Consider the following 19,411-nt stretch of genomic DNA (forward strand, 5'->3'; position numbering starts at 1 on the left):
AAATCCCCTTTTATCGAATATTTCTAGCACTTAACTTGGCAACAAGCTTTTGTGCCACTAATGTAGCAGCATTTTTAAGCGCATTATTTTTCGCCACCAGCACGGTCGGGCCTTCGCCAAAGGTAACTTGCGGGCCAACCTTGGCGACCGCGGCACCACGGTACTTCATTGACAGAACCTGACCGGTGATGGAGACAGCGATTTTTATATTTCCCGTTTTGGGGTCAATAATCTGTTCATCTATATCCAACGTCCCCAATGCGAGATATTCCACTGGATCAGCAAGCGCGCGCATTCCCTGAATAGCCTCTTTACGGGTGGCAGGTGATATATCGGAGCCATTTTTATAATCATTTATAAAGGCACTAACACTCAACATTTTGCCTGATTCGTCTTCCAAAATGGCAGCATCAATCACTAAATAACCAGCCTCGGTAAATACATCCCCCATTGCCGTGTCGATTTCAGTAGTGGTTGAAACTTCCCAAATCGCCTTGTCATTGTATTGGGTACTGCGCTCTTTCACTCCGACAGTCTGGGTCTGAGATTTTGCTTGTCCCGCATTATCATCGTTACGTATTTTACTAATTTCTTGATTTTGGGATTTCGTTTGCGAGCTTTCCTTATCGGATTGACTTACTTTTCCAACTTGCTCCCGAGCCACAAAAATAAATGATAACAGCGCGTTAGCACCAGCCGTAGCCTGATTTGATGGCTGTAATAATTTTGCTTGTAACTTGGGCTCATTGATATTAGCGCGAATAACTACGGTATATTTTTTGTTTTTCTTCTCCGTATCCAGCACGATATATTCAAGAATATAATCGCCGATATTAGCGTCGATATCATTTTTTACCTTTTCATAATTTTTATACTGGCTAGGCTGTTTTTCGACAATCCATAATTCAATAGCCTTTTGTTGCGCTATTAATTCGGCTTCAGAACGCTGTTCGGCATTGAGAAAAAAACCATAATCCACTGAGGCGCTGGCCTTCTGTTCAACAGCATGTGCCGAAACTGAAAGCAAGCAAATAGAAAAAACAGCTATTAGCTGCCACCAGAAGAGGCCCAAAGAAGGATACATTTTATGATTCATTAAATAATTCCTTTTTGTGTTTGAATTGTGAATAACTGGATGACGATCGTGCATGAGCTTTATGCCAGGATCGATCCGGTTTGGCTAATTGCGCCGTTAACTCTGCAAGTAGTCCTTCCAGTGCATCCTCGTAGGCACTCCAGTCGTCAGTTTTTATCCGACTAGCGGTACCAATTTTGTAAACTGCATAACGATAATCATCATCTATATACGTTTTCTTTCGCTGTGGCTCGAACATCGAAAAAGCCATTTGGGTGCCATAAATCACTTGGTCTTCACTTTCCGACTTAGTAAAATTCTTTACGTCGATCGTAAACTCATAGTCAGGCTTTGGCATCGCCAAACTAAATATTTTTCCATTGGCAAAGCGACCGGGTAGCTGACTCCCTAAGCCGTAGCCTCGATTGTAAGGCAAAACATTCACTTTGTGTTGGGCGCTAAGCTGTGAAGAAAAGAATTGACCAATATATTGTTCGAACAAACCGGCCGGGAGCGCTACTGGTTTTAACGCTATAACCCGTTCCTGAACAGCCAGGTCGGTGAGCTGAAACCTGATCCCGGCACGGGTATTTAAGCGCATGGATTGCACTTCGTTAACCAGTGTTACCAATAGCCCATCAGTTTCTTCGAAAAATAGCATCTTAGCCAATTTCCGTTTTTCCGTCGCCGATAGGGTTTGACCCTCTTCCAGTAGATGATTGACAGCAAAACTAATCGGATAATTATCAATCAGCGTCATACTATCAAAATCATAAAATAATATTTGGGCTGATACTTCCAGTATGACTTTGGTAACCAGCTTACTCGCCTTGAATTGTTCGATACTAATAAGCTCTTTATCTATGGCTATGGCCATTGCGATAGATTGTGAGCGATTTAGATCACCAAGGTCATAACGTAATTCAAAATTGACAGGTGGATTAGCTGCTAATAGCGAAATCAGATATTTATCCAAAGTGACTTCGGGCTGCGCTGGATCATTTAATTGTAACGATAGAGGATAAGCCTGATTGATGTACTGGTAATCGCCAAGGTAGGCAACACCTGCATAAAAGACATCTGGCTTGGCAAGCTCACCAGCATTGCCATAACTGGAAACGCCCGCATTGATAACTGTTGCAAGTAGCAGGCACGAACAACAATACCATTTTCTAAAAAACCATAGCACAGATTTATTCTCCCTAACGATTATATCCGTTCCCACTCACTCTACTTTGCCACTATTTTGAAGGTAGATTTTTACGGCTTGCAAGCGGAGCTTATGGTAGTACAATAGTGCTACCCCATCAAGACCTATGGTACAAATTAAAGGCAATATTTTAGCCAAAGTATTATGTTTAGCTGAGCGTGATAGCAAAAATAAACTTGCCCAGCCCGTATAGTGATAAATTTTAAGCTTAGTTTCAAACACTCTTTTACGAAAAAGCAGTGCGCTAATTAACAAGGACTTTTCGAAGCTGGCAAATGGCTGTTAATCTTAGCCAAGCGCTAGATTTTAACGCCTCACTACGCCAGATAAGAAACAAAGTTCGCCATAAAAAGGATTTAGCAATGACAAAATCGATTCACCTTAGCTCGATCATTCTATTAACCACAGCTGCAATGACTGCCCCCATTCTCTGGGCTGAAACCATCTCCAGGCAATTTACACCACTGCCAACAGTTCCTGAAGATGCGCTAACCAGGAAGGGTGAAATAGTGATGACAGAGCTCTATCAGACGATGGGAATGGAGTTTCCGGCAAACAAAAAGAAGAGTATTGAACCACCCACGCCGCCAACCCCCAAACCATCCCCTGCGCCAACACCCCAACCTGAACCTAAACCCAAACCTAAAAACGATGCTTTTTGGGAGGACGACGATGACTTCTTTGATGAGGATAAAGGCTTTGACGAAATCGCAAAGGGTTTTGATGAAAATTTTGATAGCACCGTTGCAGGATGGAACAAAGAGTACGAGGAAACGCTGCAACGCTGGGGGCTAGCCGAGAAGCAATATATAGAAAATAAAAATCAATACATGCTTGCCACTTATGATTTTGAAAAGTTTGATACGGGTGAAGCCCAAACTGGCAATAACCTCGCTACTGCTGACAGATCTACTCGCCCTACCCAACCAGGGGATTTTCATATTATCCCCTATGCTTTTACTCAAAACGTGCAAGATCAAGCAGGTAGAGGTACATGTGCGGCCTTTGCCGGTGTTAAAGCTATTGAGACGTTAATTAGCCAACGAGAGGTCAATACTATCGCTGACACCATTAACCTTTCTGAACAGCAGTTTTTTTATCTTGCCCGGGTGGATTGTATCGAACAGCCCTGTCGCCCCGAGTTTGATCCAAAAGGAAGAGTCAAAAATGATGGTTCAACCTTCGACTTAGGTTTTAAAGTCAACAAGACCGTCGCCCACAAAGATGCCTCACTAATGTCTGAGCAATATTGTCTTTATCGACCAGTGATTAACGATAACGTGACTTATTCCCCCCTGCAAAACTACTGTCAGGTAAACTCCGGAGGCCAGCGTTATCGAGTTGCCAGTTATTCTACAAAAATTCCCGTCGACAATATTCTCTCGGAATTAAATGCCAATAGACCGGTTGCTGCCGGCTTTAAATTGCCCAATAGTTTTTTTAATGCCAAAGGCTTGGTCAGCCTGGTTGACCCAAACACCGGTCAAGGCACCGGACCCCATACCGGTGGCCATGCAGTAGCCTTGATTGGTTATGTATTACTGCCTGAGACTTATTGGGCAATTGAAGGCAAATACTGCGTAGTCACGTCAAATAGTTGGGGCGAAGGCTGGGGCAAAGGCGGCTATGCCTGTATCACTGAAAAATGGATGAAAAAATTCTATATGTACTCAACGTCCATTTCTCAGGTCAACCAAGTTCAACTTTAAGAAACTGTAAAAAAAACCGGGATCACCAGCAACTAGTCACAACACTCCCTCTCAACAATTAAAACGGCTGGTAATTTATCCTGCTTCATTGTTCAAATTGATAGGCTTGGACACCTGTTGAATGTAAAGAAAATATTCACCTTATATGTATCGAGCTAGACTCGAACTGACACAATTGATTATTAGCCCGTAGAAGATCGTACCGTCCGGTGTCCGCACGAAAGCAGCCCTATTATTTAGGGTGAAACTGAAATTTACGATTGGCGAAACGTGCCAATTAGAGACGTTGGTACGAGGTCGGATAGAAATAATACTTGCCATGGCACAGTGCGGGGTCGGACCCACTTTTGTGCTGTTTACAAAAGTGGCTCTGACCCCTGACAGAAACCGTTGGCACGATTTCCCTAAATAAACCTTTTTCAGGTCACTCCGATTTATCAACTTGCCATTCTGGCAGATACTTCGAAACAACATCGTGCCAACGGTTTCTAAAGGGGGTCAGAGCAAAATTTTACACACTACGTAAAATTATTGGTCCGACCCCACATCGTGCCGCGATAAGATCGACCCTATCCAATTTCCTGCCAGCTGGAATGCGCACGTAATTACTCGGGCCTGCAATGGGTCACAAACGCGCATAGCGTTTGGACCGAGCCGAAGGCGAAGCCCGCAGGGCCTTAACAGCCCTCAGGCTGTTAAGGGTCACGTAGCCACCAAGGGCGCAATCAGGAGCGATGTACGCTTCTGTGCCAACTACGGTCATTAGCAGAAATGAAGAAGGCCCCAAAAGTGGAGCCTTAGTCGTTTAACTTACTTGGTTTATTTCTTACGTTTTATTCCAGCCAGTCCAACCAATGCTGAACCAAACAACCATGCCGCCGCAGGAACAGGTACGTCAGACAAGCTATAGGTCGTTATGTCGTTGTAGTAATATGTGGTCTGATCCTTATATAACAGCTCACGATCATCAAAAGGATTAACGTTGAACTGGAAATAACTGCCATTAAAGCTATACAGCATATCTATTAGCTGTATATCAATATCCCAGCCGCACTCTATACAAGAATGTAACCATTTATCTGATTGCATATTGCCATAATAAACTCCTTCTTCAGGGTCTATTTCTCCAGCACCACCACTATTATATTCGTACCCATAGCCAGCAAGTAATGCTTCAAAGCTTAAATCAAAATTTGTGGTTCTAAAAGGCGTTCCTTGCCAGCTAGGCCCCGAATCAATCAAGCTCACTCTAAACGAAGAATCGGAAGCAAGGTATTGAAATTGCGATCTTAAAAAAACGCTGCCAGATAAAGATGTTCTAACAGGCGGATAGCCATATTCAGTGCCCGGATCATAATGATTAGAGCTGGCACCAAGATTGTATTCAGTATAAACGCTCAAACCATACTGATCATTAGCGGTATAAAAAGTTGCATTGGCAGTCGCCCCCAATACGCTTTGGATATAACAGCCTAATGAAGGGTTGCAAATATCAATGATGCTAAGTGGCGCAGCTTTAGCGTAAAAAGGAAGGATTAGACCAAAAAGGCTCAAAATTAACTTCATCATGAGGGACACTCCATTGCAGCAATTATTTTTATGGTGGTTCATTTTTGTAAAGATAATATGCCATTAATTCTGAGCTCTGTAAATGTCAGATAAGGGTCACAAACGCGCATAGCGTTTGGACCGAGCCGAAGGCGAAGCCCGCAGGGCCTTAACAGCCCTCAGGCTGTTAAGGGTCAAAAGTTAGCAAAAGAGAAAAACTGGTCCATGCTTCTTCCGCCTTGATACCGGACATTGTTGATCTTACATATAACTCAGCTTGTTTTAAGACAATAGCTGCAGCCTGTCAGATCAAGCCTGCGTTACTGCACCTATACGTTAAAAACCATTTCCGTAACATCTTCAGGTATCACCAATTCCCCTGCCGTCAGCCGCTGGATTTCTTCAACACTCACGCCGGGCGCACGCTCACGTAAAATAAATTTCCCATCTTCAATATCAAGCAATGCTAAATCCGTTAACACTCTTTTAATACACGCCTTCCCGGTCAGCGGTAAGGTACATTGCTTTAATAATTTGGACTCACCGTTTTTCGATGAATGCGTCATAGCCACCAGAATATTTTCTGCTCCGGCCACTAAATCCATCGCCCCGCCCATGCCTTTGATAAGTTTGCCTGGAATCATATAAGAGGCGATATTACCGTGACAGTCAACTTCAAAAGCGCCCAGTACCGTTAGGTCAACATGGCCACCGCGAATCATCGCAAATGATTCAGCCGATGAAAAAATTGATGCCCCATCCAACAACGTTACTGTTTGCTTACCCGCATTAATTACATCAGCGTCGACCTCACCTTCCAATGGAAATGGGCCCATACCTAAAATACCGTTCTCTGACTGCAGCATCACAGAGACATTATCCGGCACATAATTAGCCGCCAGCGTAGGAATGCCAATCCCTAAATTGACGTAATAACCGTCTTTGAATTCCTGTGCCAGTCGTTGTGCCAGCTGTTCCCGGGTTAAAGCCATCGCTACTCTCCTCTCTAAGCCTTAAGCCGAACGTACCGTTCTTTGCTCTATGGTTTTCTTGAATGTACCCTGTATCAACCGATCAACATAAATACCCGGTAGATGCACCTGATCGGGATCTATTGCTCCGACCTCGACAATTTCTTCTACTTCAACAACGGCAATCTTACCGGCGGTAATCGCCATGGGATTAAAATTTCTGGCGGTTCTTCTAAACACCAAATTACCATGACGATCCGCTTTCCACGCTTTGGCAATCGAGAAATCCCCCTGCAGGGATTCTTCCAGAATGTAATGTCGACCATTAAACTCGCGAACGTCTTTGCCCTCACCAACCAAAGTGCCATAACCAGTAGCCGTATAAAATGCCGGAATACCCGCACCACCTGCGCGCATTTTCTCAGCCAGTGTTCCCTGCGGCGTCAGCTCAACCTCCAGCTCTCCGCTCATCATTTGCGATTCAAACAAGGCATTTTCCCCAACGTAGGAAGCGATTATTTTTTTGATTTGTTTATTAATCAGCAGCAAGCCCAAACCCTCGCCATCAACACCACAGTTGTTGGAAGCGATGGTGAGACCGGTTGTTCCTTTGCGCTGAATTTCCTTAATCAGGTTTTCAGGAATACCGCACAGGCCAAAACCACCGGCAATCACCGTCATGCCATCCTCAAGCCCTGCCATTGCCTCCTCGTAACTTGTCACCACTTTATCAAAGCCTGCCATCATCGCCTCCGGGATCTTGCGCTCACGCTACGCTCGTAACATCAACGCGAATAAACTATCACTTTACAAAGACTACGGAATAAAATTATATTTAACAAATTTAAATATACTAACTATTGATAAATTTAATAAATGAATATCACCATCAAGCAAATCCAGTCCTTTGTAGCTGTGGCTACAGCCCATAGCTTTGCCGAAGCCTGCGCTGAGCTGCACCTGTCCCAGCCCGCGCTAAGCATTAGTATTAAAAAACTGGAGGAGGCCATCGGCGGTCAACTGATTACCAGAACCACACGATCAGTTGTGCTCAGCCCGGAGGGAGAACAGTTTTATCCTGTCGCTAAACGCCTGCTTGCTGATTGGGAGAACTCCCTGCAAGATGTCAGCAACTTATTCTCGCTTCGACGCGGCAAGCTGGATATTGCTGTCATGCCCACTTTTGCTAGCAGCCTACTCCCCGCTTTACTCAACCGCTATCATCAGCAATTTCCCGATATCAATATTACCGTGCATGATGTAATTTCAGAAAATGTTGTCAATATGGTACGCAGTGGTCACGCGGAAATAGGGATAACCTTTGACCCTGGGGAGCAGCAGGATTTAAATTTCACGCCACTATTTCTCGATAGATTTGTGGCGGTATTACCGCAAGAACACCCGTTACTTGCACTGAAAACACTAAAATGGAGCAACCTGACTGGCCTGCCTTTTATCGCCTTACAAAGACCATCCAGCATTCGGCTGCTTATCGACGAAATACTTGAAAATTATAATATTAGCTTGGCACCGGTATTCGAAGCGCATCAATTAGCGACCATCGGCCGGATGGTTGCACAAGGCCTTGGTGTGAGCGTAGTCCCCTCTCTCAGCGAAGACCAAATGCATGAACTTGGCGCACAATGCAGGCCGGTAAAAGGCCCCATCATTAATCGCAATGTTGGTGTTATCACCCGTAGTCGCCAGCCACTATCTTCCGCAGCTAAATCGATGCTGGACGCTATCGTTACTTGAACACTATTAACCAACTGACGATAAAATGCTGGTTTCTTACACGTATTTTCCTCACCCTGATGCAACAACAGCTTATAGCAGAGTCAGGCTTTGGGTAGAAAATACATCTAGCTCTTAAGGCCTCACCGGCTTGATTGCCTCACTAACTCCGGCATTTGCAGGGAATTTCGATAAGCCGAAGGCGTACTCCCGGTTATCCGCTTGAACATTAAATTAAACGATGACTTGGAATTAAACCCCGCTGCCAGCGCAATATCCAATAGCGAATGTTCTGACCACCCTGCTGCTGTCATTAAACGCTGGGTTTCCTGTACCCGAGCACGATTGATAAATTCGGAAAAACTGATTTTATATTGATCATTAATAGCTTCCGACAACTGTCGGGCCGGGAGCCGTAGCTGCTCGGCAAATTCCTTAAGCGTAATTTGTGGATCAACATAAGGTTTTTTTTCTGCCATAAAAGCATTTATCTTTTGCAATACTTGTTGATGCTGATGATTAGGTAAATGCACCATATTGCTAGACAGATGCTGACTCAAGTCTTCATCCTCCGCTTCTATAGTCGGGATAAACTCTGCTGACCCCAGACCTTTAAAGATTAGCAACGAAAACCAGCTGGAGGCGATAATAAAAAAAGCGAAATCGAGTTGATCGGTTATCTCTTTAGCCAGATAAAAACCTAAGCCCATACGCACAAACATAAAGATATACGTTACCGCAAAAATCTGCACTGCAGTATTTAACCATTGGTAGGCATCAGGCAACACAATGGATTTTGTGTGGGATACTACTAATCTAAATCGTCTAATTTGCAAAAAACTCAGACCAATATAAATACCCTGACTAAAAACCGCGAGAGTGATAACAGTATTATCGCTAAACAACCCCACAGACCATAACAACATTGCAAATCCATAGGGCAACAGGTGCCAAAAGTCGCTACGCGACATTGATAGCTTTTTACTCAAAATCCCTATCACTGACAAATATAAAAAAGGGCCATATAGCAACATCAATGCTGAGGCATGATCAAAGCATTTAACCCCGTAATAATTTTCCAAACCAATAAAACCGGCGTGCAGGCCAATAGTAAAAAATAAGCCTGCCATAGCGGCTGACTTTTTTTGTGCGATGACAAAACTTGCCAACAGGCTACAGAGCACAAATAACGTAAATTGAAATAAGGTCACCAGTGCAATCAAGGCTTCTATCCTTTTTAATCAACAGTAGTGCAACAGTCCATTTTCAACCCAGCCCAAATAAAATTAGCTTCTCAAGAATGAGAGATGGACGAGCAATATAATAAATTATTAATCTTATTTTTTATCCCAGCGATCACCGAGTCTAACCAATCGTAGCAATCGTTAAAACCTATCCAGCCAAACCGCTATGCCATTATTTTCTCTATCCCACCCTATATAAAGCACGCCCAATAAGCGTCCAATATCAGGTGGAAATTTACAAACGTAATCTTGGACGTCACCGCCTCAAAACTTTTAATTTAAAATTTCATTAATAATCAAAAGCTTATGCATCCTTACGTCTAACAACATGTATTTGGGCGACCCCGTATTGCCCAGACTTTATTTTCGGTATTCGTCATTGTGAACGGAAAAACCAGCCTTACCACTCACACGACGAACTTCGGATTCTAATAATAGCTAACCCAAGTAAAAAGGTAATAATCATGATTATTAAAAAACTCTCTCTCGGTGTCGCCGTCGGTACCGCACTTATGGCTGCCGCCATAAATGCCAACGCTGATAGCTGCCTGTATGTACAATCATCTCCTGGCGGTAGTTTTAACGTCTGTGAGGAAACCGTTAATCAAACATACTGCGATGGTGTTGATGGCGATTGGAGCGCTAATGCCTGTGATATCTCCAATATTGTCGGTAGCTGCGTAACGCCAAGCAGCTCCATTCACTACCTGGAAGGCAGTGCCAGTAGCCTGTCTTTCGGCTGTGGTTTCCAAAATGGTGAATGGCAAGACCCTGCGCCAACGCCTGATCCCGATCCTACTCCCGACCCTGATCCAACGCCTGATCCTGATCCAACCCCGGATCCAGACCCGACTCCTGACCCAGATCCTACGCCCGATCCAGACCCCATCCCTGATCCAGATCCTGTACCCGGTATCGCAGGCCCGGATAGCACCGCATTACGCGCACTGGACAGCGATTCACTGTGTACGGTTACCGATCATGGTAATTACTACAGTTTTGTTCGCACCAATGCCGATCGTCGTGATAATCGTGGCGTGGTTCTGTACGCTGGTGGTGGTGTCGCCGCTGAAGCGTATGCAAAAGTTGCCCGCAACTTATGTATCACTCAACAAGATGCGTTCATTATCAAAGGTGATGGTGTGGAGATTATCCAAACCAATCCAATGGCGGCGATTGAACCGATTCTGGCCAATCCCGGCATGGAAAAATGGGCAGTCGGTGGTCACTCTTTAGGTGGCGTTATTGGTAGTTTGTTTATCTCCAGCAACCCAGGACTGGTGCAGGGCTTGATCTTATTAGGCTCAGAACCCGCACTGCCAATGCAAGCTACCGGTATTAAAGCAATTACCATTTACGCAACTAACGACCTGATAGAAACACCAGAGGAAGTTATTACGTCATTGGCGTTATTACCAGCGGATACTGAAGTGGTTGAAATTGAAGGCGGTAACCACGCCCAATTCGGCAACTACGGTGAGCAAGCAGGTGATGGCGAAGCTGAGATTTCCTCCAGCAAGCAAAAGAGTCTGTTCAAATACGAACTACGTGATTTTATGGACTCACTGTAATACCAAGTTAGGGATCAACTAAGTAGATCAAACCGGCTTCGGCCGGTTTTTTTTTGCTACAAACAATCAGCCATTATTCTGATTGCAGATGATTGAACGCCTTACCTAAAAACTTCTCCGACTGTTTCAATCCCTCTGTCAACTCACGTTGATCAGCCAAGTCATTAATCTGCGCCCAGTGTACTAACACATTTTCGGGTGTTTGATCTGCGGGAGCTAAATACACGCCTTCGGTTTCAAATAAACGGGTAGTGGCAAAACCACCGGCGCCCGCGCATAAAATCATCCGGTTAGGCGCATCATCGTGACACAAGGTTAAGGCACCCGCAGTGACGGCTTCAGGGGTTAACATCGCCAATACCTCTGGCGGCATTAAGTCTTCAGTCATACGGGTTCCTGCCGTTGGGGCTAATGCATTAATTCGAATATTGTATTTAGCTCCTTCCAAAACCAACGTATTCATCAAACCCAACACGGCCATTTTCGCAGCACCATAATTCGTCTGGCCAAAATTACCGTACATACCACTCGAAGAAGTGGTCATCACTATACGACCATAAGTCTGGGCTTTCATGATTTCCCATACTGCTTTACAGCAGTTCACTGACCCCATGAGATGCACATCCATCACTAAACGAAAATCATCCAGCGCCATTTTTGAAAAAGATTTATCACGCAAAATACCGGCGTTATTGATTAAAATATCAACCCGCCCCCACTTTGCTAACGCTTGTTTGACCATATCCTCGACTTCATCAAAGCTGGCGACGTTGGCTCCGTGGGCGATGGCTTCACCACCGTTCGCTTCGATTAAGGCAACCACTTCCAGCGCTGCAGCCGAACCGCCACCACTGCCATCACGTGCTCCACCCAAATCGTTAACCACGACTTTGGCACCGCGAGCGGCAAGCTCTAATGCGTGCGAGCGACCCAAACCATTGCCCGCACCGGTTACGATAGCGACCTTTCCTGCAAAATTAATTGTCATAATTTTATTCAACCTGTTTCTTTCAGTAGTTTCTTAATAAACCTTTAGATTAAAGCATCTGCATTGTAATCCACTCGGCAATCAATGCTGGCTTATCTTCCCCTTCAATCTCAACGGTTACTTGTAAACGTAATAAAAATTGACCGGGATTTTTTTCTTCGATAGCTGCAAACGTCGCTCTGCCACGAACTCGACTATTCACTTTCACTGGTGTTAAAAAACGTACTTTATCAAAACCGTAATTGACCAACGTATGGGCACCCTCGATAACCATCGAAAACCCTTTTGCAAAATGCGTCAACATCGACAGGGTCAAAAAACCATGGGCGATGGTATCACCAAATGGTCCTTCTTTTGCTGCCACAGGATCGACATGAATAAATTGTTGATCGAGCGTGCAATCCGCAAACTGATTAATTTGATCCTGAGTAACGGTAAACCACTCTGAGGGTTCACTGCTAAAGCCCACATAATTAGACACCTCATCACGCTTAATAATTTGTGCCATTGCACCACTCCTTTTCCTATTGTTTTTAAGTACTGTTTATTCGCTAATGATTTAGAACCACTGGGGATCCATATCAAAACTGGTGCTATCCATCCCGGTTAGTAAGTTAGCCCAGGCATATATTTCAGGCAGTTCAAATTTGAAGAAATACTTTAATGCCTGTAATTTGCCACGATAGAATTTCTCATCTGCTTGGTGCGGTTTATTCGCCAAGCCCTGATTTGCCACAATACCTTGACGCAACCACATCCAGGCAATGACGATATTGCCAAACAACTCCAGGTATTTAACTGAGTTTGATAATGCCAAATCGATATTTTTAGTCATCATGGCACCGAGCAAGGCCTCAGTAGTTTGTTTTAGTGTTGCAATAGCGGTTGACAGTTCATCGGCATAAGCGCTGAGCTCAACATCACTACGCGCCTGACTACAAGTTTTTTCCATTTCCTCAATGACCGCTAAATAACCTGCCATATTATTCATCGGTACTTTACGTGCGAGCAAATCCAAGGACTGTATACCCGTAGTACCTTCGTGGATCGGGTTAAGGCGATTATCCCGATAAAGCATTTCCACCGGATGCTCGCTAATATAACCGTGTCCACCTAATACCTGAATCGCCAGACTATTCGCTTTAGGTCCATACTCAGACGGCCAGGTTTTAATCATCGGTGTTAAAAAATCCAGCAGTAAATGCGCGCGCTGACGCTCTTGTTCGGTAGCGGCCGTTTTTTCATCATCGGCTAGTTGAGCCCCTAATAAACACAATGAGAATGCACCTTCTGCATAAGCTTTTTGTGCAAGTAACATGCGCCTGACATCAGCGTGTTCAATGATATTAACGGGCTTTGACGCGGGGTCTTTGGAAGAAGCCAAGCGACCCTGAGGGCGTTCTTTGGCGTAATCCAAAGAATATTGATAACCGGTTAATGCCAGTAAGGCCGCGCCGCTACCCACCATCACCCGCGCTTCATTCATCATATGGAACATATAACGTAAACCTTTATGCTCCTCGCCCACCAAATAGCCTACAGCGCCACCCTTCTCACCAAAACTGAGCGAGGTTGAGGTTTGCCCGCGCCCACCCATTTTGTGAAACAGCCCCGCAAGATTGACATCATTGCGCTTACCCATTGAACCATCGGCATTGACTAAAAACTTGGGCACAATAAACAGCGAAATCCCTTTCACCCCTTTGGGCGCACCTTTAATCCGTGCCAATACCAAGTGCACAATATTTTCATTGAGATCGTGATCGCCACCGGAAATAAAGATTTTATTGCCAGTAATGAAATATTCACCACTTTCATTTTTTTCCGCGATGGTCGTTAAATCCGCCAAACCCGAACCCGCATGGGCTTCAGTCATAGCCATGGTGCCAGCAAAGCGACCACAGCGCATAGGTTCAACCCATAGCCGCTTTTGTGCATCACTACCATAGGCATCAATTAAATTCGCATTAGCGTTGGTCAGACTGATGTAACCAATTGTGGTACTGCCCGCAGCGGTTAGATAGCCATTGGCAACTGCACTGACGATAGCCGGCAACTGCATCCCACCGTCATCGTAATCAGCACCGGGAGAGATCAACCCGGCACTGGCAATGGCATCCAAAGCGACTTTAATCTCAGGAATCATCTGCACCCTATCACCGTCAAAAGTAGGCTGGTGTTGATCTACCTTCAATCGATTAGGTAACAAATATTTTTCAGCGATAGTCTGGGCGGTATCCATTGCCGCTTGGAAAGTTTCACGATTATGGTCGGCATACCGGGGCCGCTGGGTGAGGGCTTCAGTATCAAATAGCTCATAGAGCATAAATTCCAGATCGCGGCGATCAAGGATTGGAGCAGCCATGGTAAAACCCTGAAGTTTGGCGAATGATGTCCGCTATTGTCCACCAACGCCCCGGACGTTACCATGACATCTGATGTCTGGCTTATTACAACATCTATGAGAACAATCCGTCGATAGGTTATTAACTGACACTAGAGATTTACTTTTGCAGCAGACTCACCTCCAACTCCCCTTTAGTCGCTTTCTGAAATTCTGGCGAGCAGTGCATAGTGTCAGTCAGCAACAATTAGCCGAGCGGCTGGATAGTTCACCACGTCATATCAGCCGCTTGGAAAATGGCAGCAGCCGTCCCAGTGAAAGCATGGTGATTGAAATTGCCAAAGCCCTCAAACTTGGTGACAGGGATAGTAATCATCTATTAATTTCAGCAGGTTACGCCGCCATAGAAAAACCCGTGGATTTTCACTCCGCAGAATTAAAATGGCTACGTAAAGCCATGACTATGAACCTGCGGGCACTAGACCCCTACCCCACCACTTTACTCGATAGATCCAGTAATATCCTGATGGTTAATCGTGGCTGGGTCAGTTTTTTTAGTAACAGTGTAAACACCAAAGAATTAAATCAGGTGAGTAACTTTTATGATTTTATTTTTAGTCGTGAAGGCGCGGGAAATATTATTAGCAACTGGGAAGATACTTTATCGGTAATCCTCATGTCTCTCACCCAACAAAGTTTATTTAGTGACAAAGAACAAGACAAAGCCTTACCGCTTAAATTAGCCAAGCATCCCAGCGTCCCTCATGACTGGCAGCAACGCGCCAGCAAGCTGGAACCCATGGCCAGTTTTAAAGTACAAATGGAGATTAACGGCAAACTTCAGCGATTTTTTAGTGTGAGTTCAACGGTAGGGGCACTCGGTACCACTGCCTATGCGTCTGAACCCAACTTAACCATCCAGACACTTTATCCTGAAAATGAACAAGCAGTTATCGACTCACTTATCAATGACAACCTAAAACATCCTTTACTTTACTATTGAGCGATAGGAAAAATTATTCCACTACCAACTCATGTTTTAATGCGGGTAATAAGGCTTTGTACTGCTTTGAAAAATACTCCACCCTGTTGTTATCCATGATAACTGGCACTGAATAAAAGGGATTTTTAATATAATCTATTGTGGCTGGTGTTTTACCAAAAGTTAACAACGCCGTTTGAATTCTTTGCGCCAGCTCGATATCAAGAGCATCATTGGCAACAATTCCTATTCCTGCCCAGTACTTATCGCTGGTAGGAATTTCTTCAACCCTGATTAATCTTTGGAACGCAGGTGGCTGACTGCCTAGCGCACTGGAAGTGATAACACCAGCTTCACACTGGCCAGAAATCACACTCATAACCACCGCTGGAAAATTGGGAAGCCGCATCACCTGATAGCTTATTTGTTTTGTAAGCAACCATTCCTCAGCCCACATTGACGCCATCGATATTTTATCAGGCATGGCAATACATTTATCACGCAGTTGAGTGACATCTTCTATGCCCTCATCTCTACGATAAATAATTCTGGGTTGTGAATTTAAATTTATCGCTAGCAGCGGTTTTACAGTATCTCTCTCTACCATTAATGGAACAAAATGGTCTGGAACCAAATACAAATCATACTTACCGTTAGCAGCCTCATCGAATAAAGCCGCATAATCATCCGGTATTGAAATACGGACTGTTAAGCCAGTATTAGTATAAATATGCTGCCGTAACGGCTGCCACCAGCCTTGTGCTAATTTATTATTAAAAAAAGGAAAACTTCTGATGCTGATTTCGCGCTCAACATTCAATGCCGGGCTCTCTGCCATGGAAGCTAACGACAAACTCATCAGCAAGGACCAGCCTATTATCAGGACTAAACACCGATGAACTTCATTTACCAACACATTGACCCATAGCAGCAACTTCATATTGGCGCGCATAGACGTTCATTCCCAATATTTAGCTTATAACTTCACTCTAGTTTATAGATTACTACAACACAGGTTAAACAGACTACGTGAATTTAGTAGTCCTTGTCTATTATCAGAAACAAAAGTAGCTGACTCCACCTACATAACCTTGGGCCATCACCGGAATGACGTCGCTAACAAACTACACACACCATTTAGAGTCATTAACGCTTTAACCCGGCCTTATTATTACTAAATTCTGTTTAGTAAATCACATTTAAAATACACTAACAGTTTTTATTGTCTGACTAAGGTTAATTTTCCCTGTTAAAAATCAGGAGAAATACATCTAACCATCAGCACACTCATTCGCGATGATTAAAAATTGTAGTAAACAGAGCTATTGGTTTTACGATAGAAAAAAGGGGCGGGGGTGACAATGGGCAATCATTTGCATTAACACTGTAATTCATCTGACAAACATACCCAATAATTAACTCACTACTGTCATAGCATTATTGGCAAGCGATGATGTCGAATATTAGAGCCTAATTATCTTTCCTCGATTATTCCACCAGTGAAAATACATAAAAAAGCGGGTGAAACCTCACCCGCTGTAACCAGGTTTAAACTTTAAAAATCGTAGCGAACAGTGACACCTGTAGAGCGTGGGTCATTAAAGAAACCCTGATGAGAACCAGCTCTGGTAACACCACTCATTAAGTTATCCGGTGCATATTGAATCGCATAGGATTGATCGGTGAAGTTCTTACTCCACAGGGATACATCCAGATTCTCTGTGCGCCAGCCTAGCTTGACATTCCCCATCGCATAATCGCTTTGCTTATGACGCGGATCCAATTCCGAGCTGGGGTTATGCTTGCCTACCCAGGCAATATCGACGCGGCTATAAAAATCACCGGCTCCCATTGGCGCTTCATATTGAATACCACTATTAGCTTTCCAGCGTGGTGCAAACGGTAATTCCTCACCGCTCAAATCACACTTGTCTGCTTGGGTAGCACTGTCCGGCGCTCTACCGATATAACAGGAACCGCGTGTGTATTCATCGTATTCAGCAATAACGTAGGACACTGCAAAATTCACGCTGATACTTTCTGATACTAAAAACAAACCGTCGAATTCAACACCGGTGTTATCCACTTGCTCCGCGTTGTTAACCAAAAAGGTCAAACCCTGAAACGCCGCTGATTGAAAGTCGGTGTATTCGGTGTGAAAGACCGAACCATTGACCTGTAAACGGTTATCGTAAAACTGGGTCTTCCAACCAAACTCCAGCGTGTCCACAGTCTCTTCATCAAAGGGGCGCTGCTCATTAGGCAAGGTACCAAAACCCAGATTAAAACCACCGGCTTTAAAACCGTGTGCCAGAGTACCGTAAATCATTACGTCGTCATTGACATGATATTCAAGAGTTACGTTACCGGTAATCGCATCCCATGAATCATCCGGCGCCCAGCTATTATCCGGGGCCAAAAGACCTGCTAGACCGCCAGGGGCCGCTAACGGTAACGCAAAGGCAGGTGCCGCTGCTGTAGCCAAAGGACTATTGGTATAAGAAGTAATCAGTGTGGCGTCTTTCTCTTCGTAGCTGTAGCGCAAGCCCGCTGTCATTGATAAGTCAGCCGTGATACTCCAGGTAAACTGACCAAAAATACCAAAGGTATCGGTATCCTGCTCATTGTAGAAATCACCGGTATCACCCGCCACACCTAAACCGTTAGCAATCGGGTTACCGCTGCCCAGAAGAATCGAGGTAGCTATGGGATCAGCGCCTAACTGGGTGGTGAGATTAGGTGCCAGCAACGCAAAACCCAATTCTTCAATATCAGCCCCCATCACAAACTCAGGCTTGTTATCGGTGCCGCGCTGGAAGTTATTGTGGTAAGCGAAAATACCGGTGATCCATTCCAGCGAATCGCCACTTTCACCGGTCAAACGGAATTCCTGGCTCCAGGAATAACCCGAAGTGTCATCCCGGAACGAGAGGATATCTATAGGGGACTGCGCCGCCGATTGCTGATGCGAAACAACGTCGTATTCGTCATAGCTGCTGATCGATGTAAGCATCACATCGCCAATATAGTAATCCACAGTAGCGATGAATTCATAAGATTCCTGATTAAAGGTACTGGTGTCAGGGTGGTAATCAATTTTGTAATTTCCCAATTTGTTATCAGCCAATGGCGTGGCATTGGAGATGGTTGGAAAGCGCTGCGCCTGCGCAAAAACTGCTTGTGCCGTAGTTGAAAACTCCGGCTCACCGACCAAACCATTAAAGTCGCGCTCTACCGCACCCAGTGTTAATTGAATCGCTAAATCTTCACTTGGTTCCAGTACCAGTTGCCCACGCAGAGATGTGCTATTAAGTTCGTTGGCATCCTCACCAGAGGCATTGTCCATCAACGCATCATGTTCGGAATGGGAAAACGTTAAACGGCCAAACACATTCTCGGCCAATCCGCCAGACACAAAGCCTTTGGCAACGTATAAATCATCCTCACCCACCGAACCTTCCAGCATCGCTTCAAAATCTTCGGTCGGCGCTTTGGTGGTGACACTGATCAAACCGGCGGTAACGTTTTTACCGTACAGGGTACTCTGTGGGCCTTTCAGTACTTCGATACGCTCGATATCCACCAGATCGCCAAGACCTAAGCCGGAGCGTGAACGGAAAGCGCCATCAATAAATAAACCGGTGTCCGGTTCAAAGGTAGGGATGTTGCCCTCGTTACCAATGCGGCGCATACGGAAGCTGGTATTCCAGGGGCTGGAGTTAGTCGATACCGTCAGCGACGGTACATGCATTGAGACATCTTCAATATCAGAGATACCGGCTATTTGCATAAACTCGGTATCAACCGTAGAAACAGAGACAGAAACGTCTTGCAGCGCTTCCAGGCGTTTAGTGGTCGTTACAACGATCTCTTCAATGGTTAAACTACCGGCCGAGGCCACACTGGCTTGACCCGCAATCACTAAACTAATGGCTGCAGCCAGAAGGGTTTTGGATTTTTTGTTATCACTCATTTATATAATCTCCAATTGAAAACTGTTTAGTAAGGTGCATTGATTCAATACTTCTTACTGGC

Annotated in this window: 15 protein-coding genes; 4 read left to right on the forward strand and 11 right to left on the reverse strand. The window is 44.7% G+C overall.

From position 1 onward, the window contains the following. Positions 1–10: 10 nt before the first annotated feature. Together UNITIG_RS19930 and UNITIG_RS19935 are read right to left on the reverse strand one after the other, a co-directional pair. Positions 11–1,096, reverse strand: a complete 1,086-nt coding sequence (locus tag UNITIG_RS19930) for a hypothetical protein (protein WP_101760091.1) — start codon at positions 1,094–1,096, stop codon at positions 11–13. Next, a complete protein-coding gene (locus UNITIG_RS19935) occupies positions 1,086–2,264 on the reverse strand; it encodes a hypothetical protein (protein WP_101760092.1) in 1,179 nt (392 codons plus the stop codon). The genes UNITIG_RS19930 and UNITIG_RS19935 overlap by 11 nt, the downstream gene beginning before the upstream one ends. A gap of 383 nt (positions 2,265–2,647) precedes the next feature. Here UNITIG_RS19935 and UNITIG_RS19945 point away from each other — a divergent pair, with 383 nt between their 5' ends. Next, positions 2,648–3,994: a C1 family peptidase gene (locus UNITIG_RS19945; RefSeq protein ID WP_159931238.1), complete on the forward strand. Its 1,347-nt coding sequence runs from the start codon at positions 2,648–2,650 to the stop codon at positions 3,992–3,994. Positions 3,995–4,813: 819 nt separating this feature from the next. Here UNITIG_RS19945 and UNITIG_RS19950 read toward each other — a convergent pair. The 3 genes from UNITIG_RS19950 to UNITIG_RS19960 all read right to left on the reverse strand — a co-directional run bounded on the left by UNITIG_RS19950 (position 4,814) and on the right by UNITIG_RS19960 (position 7,257). Next, the gene (locus UNITIG_RS19950; RefSeq protein WP_101760095.1) at positions 4,814–5,563 is read right to left on the reverse strand and encodes a VPLPA-CTERM sorting domain-containing protein; all 750 of its coding nucleotides are present in this window, start codon (positions 5,561–5,563) and stop codon (positions 4,814–4,816) included. A 308-nt stretch (positions 5,564–5,871) separates the two neighbouring features. After that, positions 5,872–6,534, reverse strand: coding sequence for a CoA transferase subunit B (locus UNITIG_RS19955; RefSeq protein ID WP_101760096.1), 663 nt, complete (start codon positions 6,532–6,534; stop codon positions 5,872–5,874). A 21-nt stretch (positions 6,535–6,555) separates the two neighbouring features. Next, a complete protein-coding gene (locus tag UNITIG_RS19960; RefSeq protein WP_101760097.1) occupies positions 6,556–7,257 on the reverse strand; it encodes a CoA transferase subunit A in 702 nt (233 codons plus the stop codon). A 132-nt stretch (positions 7,258–7,389) separates the two neighbouring features. Between UNITIG_RS19960 and UNITIG_RS19965 the strand changes: the two genes are divergently transcribed. Next, on the forward strand, positions 7,390–8,268 hold the full coding sequence (locus tag UNITIG_RS19965) for a LysR family transcriptional regulator (protein WP_101760098.1): 879 nt from the start codon (positions 7,390–7,392) through the stop codon (positions 8,266–8,268). 122 nt (positions 8,269–8,390) lie between these two features. On the opposite strand, the gene UNITIG_RS19970 is transcribed toward UNITIG_RS19965, so the two are convergent. Continuing rightward, positions 8,391–9,470, reverse strand: coding sequence for an AraC family transcriptional regulator (locus UNITIG_RS19970; protein WP_101760099.1), 1,080 nt, complete (start codon positions 9,468–9,470; stop codon positions 8,391–8,393). 485 nt (positions 9,471–9,955) lie between these two features. On the opposite strand from UNITIG_RS19970, the gene UNITIG_RS19975 reads away from it, so the two are divergent. Further along, positions 9,956–11,062: an alpha/beta hydrolase gene (locus UNITIG_RS19975; RefSeq protein ID WP_101760100.1), complete on the forward strand. Its 1,107-nt coding sequence runs from the start codon at positions 9,956–9,958 to the stop codon at positions 11,060–11,062. Between the two features lie 73 nt (positions 11,063–11,135). Here UNITIG_RS19975 and UNITIG_RS19980 read toward each other — a convergent pair whose 3' ends face one another. Genes UNITIG_RS19980 through UNITIG_RS19990 form a run of 3 tightly spaced genes read right to left on the reverse strand, consistent with a single transcriptional unit; the run spans position 11,136 to position 14,415 of the window. Beyond that, entirely contained in the window at positions 11,136–12,050 is a 915-nt protein-coding gene (locus UNITIG_RS19980; RefSeq protein ID WP_101760101.1) for an SDR family NAD(P)-dependent oxidoreductase, read from the reverse strand. A gap of 49 nt (positions 12,051–12,099) precedes the next feature. Continuing rightward, the gene (locus tag UNITIG_RS19985; RefSeq protein WP_101760102.1) at positions 12,100–12,558 is read right to left on the reverse strand and encodes a MaoC family dehydratase; all 459 of its coding nucleotides are present in this window, start codon (positions 12,556–12,558) and stop codon (positions 12,100–12,102) included. Positions 12,559–12,609: 51 nt separating this feature from the next. Next, complete coding sequence (locus tag UNITIG_RS19990) at positions 12,610–14,415, reverse strand: acyl-CoA dehydrogenase (protein ID WP_101760103.1); 1,806 nt, start codon at positions 14,413–14,415, stop codon at positions 12,610–12,612. Positions 14,416–14,560: 145 nt separating this feature from the next. Between UNITIG_RS19990 and UNITIG_RS19995 the strand changes: the two genes are divergently transcribed. Beyond that, positions 14,561–15,397, forward strand: a complete 837-nt coding sequence (locus UNITIG_RS19995; protein ID WP_101760104.1) for a helix-turn-helix domain-containing protein — start codon at positions 14,561–14,563, stop codon at positions 15,395–15,397. A 13-nt stretch (positions 15,398–15,410) separates the two neighbouring features. Here the strand turns inward: UNITIG_RS19995 and UNITIG_RS20000 are convergent, their stop codons facing one another. Together UNITIG_RS20000 and UNITIG_RS20005 are read right to left on the reverse strand one after the other, a co-directional pair. After that, positions 15,411–16,328, reverse strand: coding sequence for a phosphate/phosphite/phosphonate ABC transporter substrate-binding protein (locus UNITIG_RS20000; RefSeq protein ID WP_101760105.1), 918 nt, complete (start codon positions 16,326–16,328; stop codon positions 15,411–15,413). Positions 16,329–16,931: 603 nt separating this feature from the next. Further along, complete coding sequence (locus tag UNITIG_RS20005) at positions 16,932–19,349, reverse strand: TonB-dependent receptor (RefSeq protein ID WP_101760106.1); 2,418 nt, start codon at positions 19,347–19,349, stop codon at positions 16,932–16,934. Positions 19,350–19,411: the final 62 nt, after the last annotated feature.

Origin of the sequence: Oceanicoccus sp. KOV_DT_Chl (assembly GCF_900120175.1) — a bacterium.
Lineage (GTDB): Bacteria > Pseudomonadota > Gammaproteobacteria > Pseudomonadales > Dasaniaceae > Oceanicoccus.

Excerpts from the sequence above, each read along its gene's own strand:
- UNITIG_RS19930 (WP_101760091.1), bottom strand. The coding sequence starts at position 1,096 with ATGAATCATAAAATGTATCCTTCTTTGGGCCTCTTCTGGTGGCAGCTA.
- UNITIG_RS19945 (WP_159931238.1), top strand. The coding sequence starts at position 2,648 with ATGACAAAATCGATTCACCTTAGCTCGATCATTCTATTAACCACAGCT.
- UNITIG_RS19950 (WP_101760095.1), bottom strand. The coding sequence starts at position 5,563 with ATGATGAAGTTAATTTTGAGCCTTTTTGGTCTAATCCTTCCTTTTTAC.
- UNITIG_RS19955 (WP_101760096.1), bottom strand. The coding sequence starts at position 6,534 with ATGGCTTTAACCCGGGAACAGCTGGCACAACGACTGGCACAGGAATTC.
- UNITIG_RS19960 (WP_101760097.1), bottom strand. The coding sequence starts at position 7,257 with ATGGCAGGCTTTGATAAAGTGGTGACAAGTTACGAGGAGGCAATGGCA.
- UNITIG_RS19965 (WP_101760098.1), top strand. The coding sequence starts at position 7,390 with ATGAATATCACCATCAAGCAAATCCAGTCCTTTGTAGCTGTGGCTACA.
- UNITIG_RS19975 (WP_101760100.1), top strand. The coding sequence starts at position 9,956 with ATGATTATTAAAAAACTCTCTCTCGGTGTCGCCGTCGGTACCGCACTT.
- UNITIG_RS19980 (WP_101760101.1), bottom strand. The coding sequence starts at position 12,050 with ATGACAATTAATTTTGCAGGAAAGGTCGCTATCGTAACCGGTGCGGGC.
- UNITIG_RS19985 (WP_101760102.1), bottom strand. The coding sequence starts at position 12,558 with ATGGCACAAATTATTAAGCGTGATGAGGTGTCTAATTATGTGGGCTTT.
- UNITIG_RS19990 (WP_101760103.1), bottom strand. The coding sequence starts at position 14,415 with ATGGCTGCTCCAATCCTTGATCGCCGCGATCTGGAATTTATGCTCTAT.
- UNITIG_RS20000 (WP_101760105.1), bottom strand. The coding sequence starts at position 16,328 with ATGCGCGCCAATATGAAGTTGCTGCTATGGGTCAATGTGTTGGTAAAT.
- UNITIG_RS20005 (WP_101760106.1), bottom strand. The coding sequence starts at position 19,349 with ATGAGTGATAACAAAAAATCCAAAACCCTTCTGGCTGCAGCCATTAGT.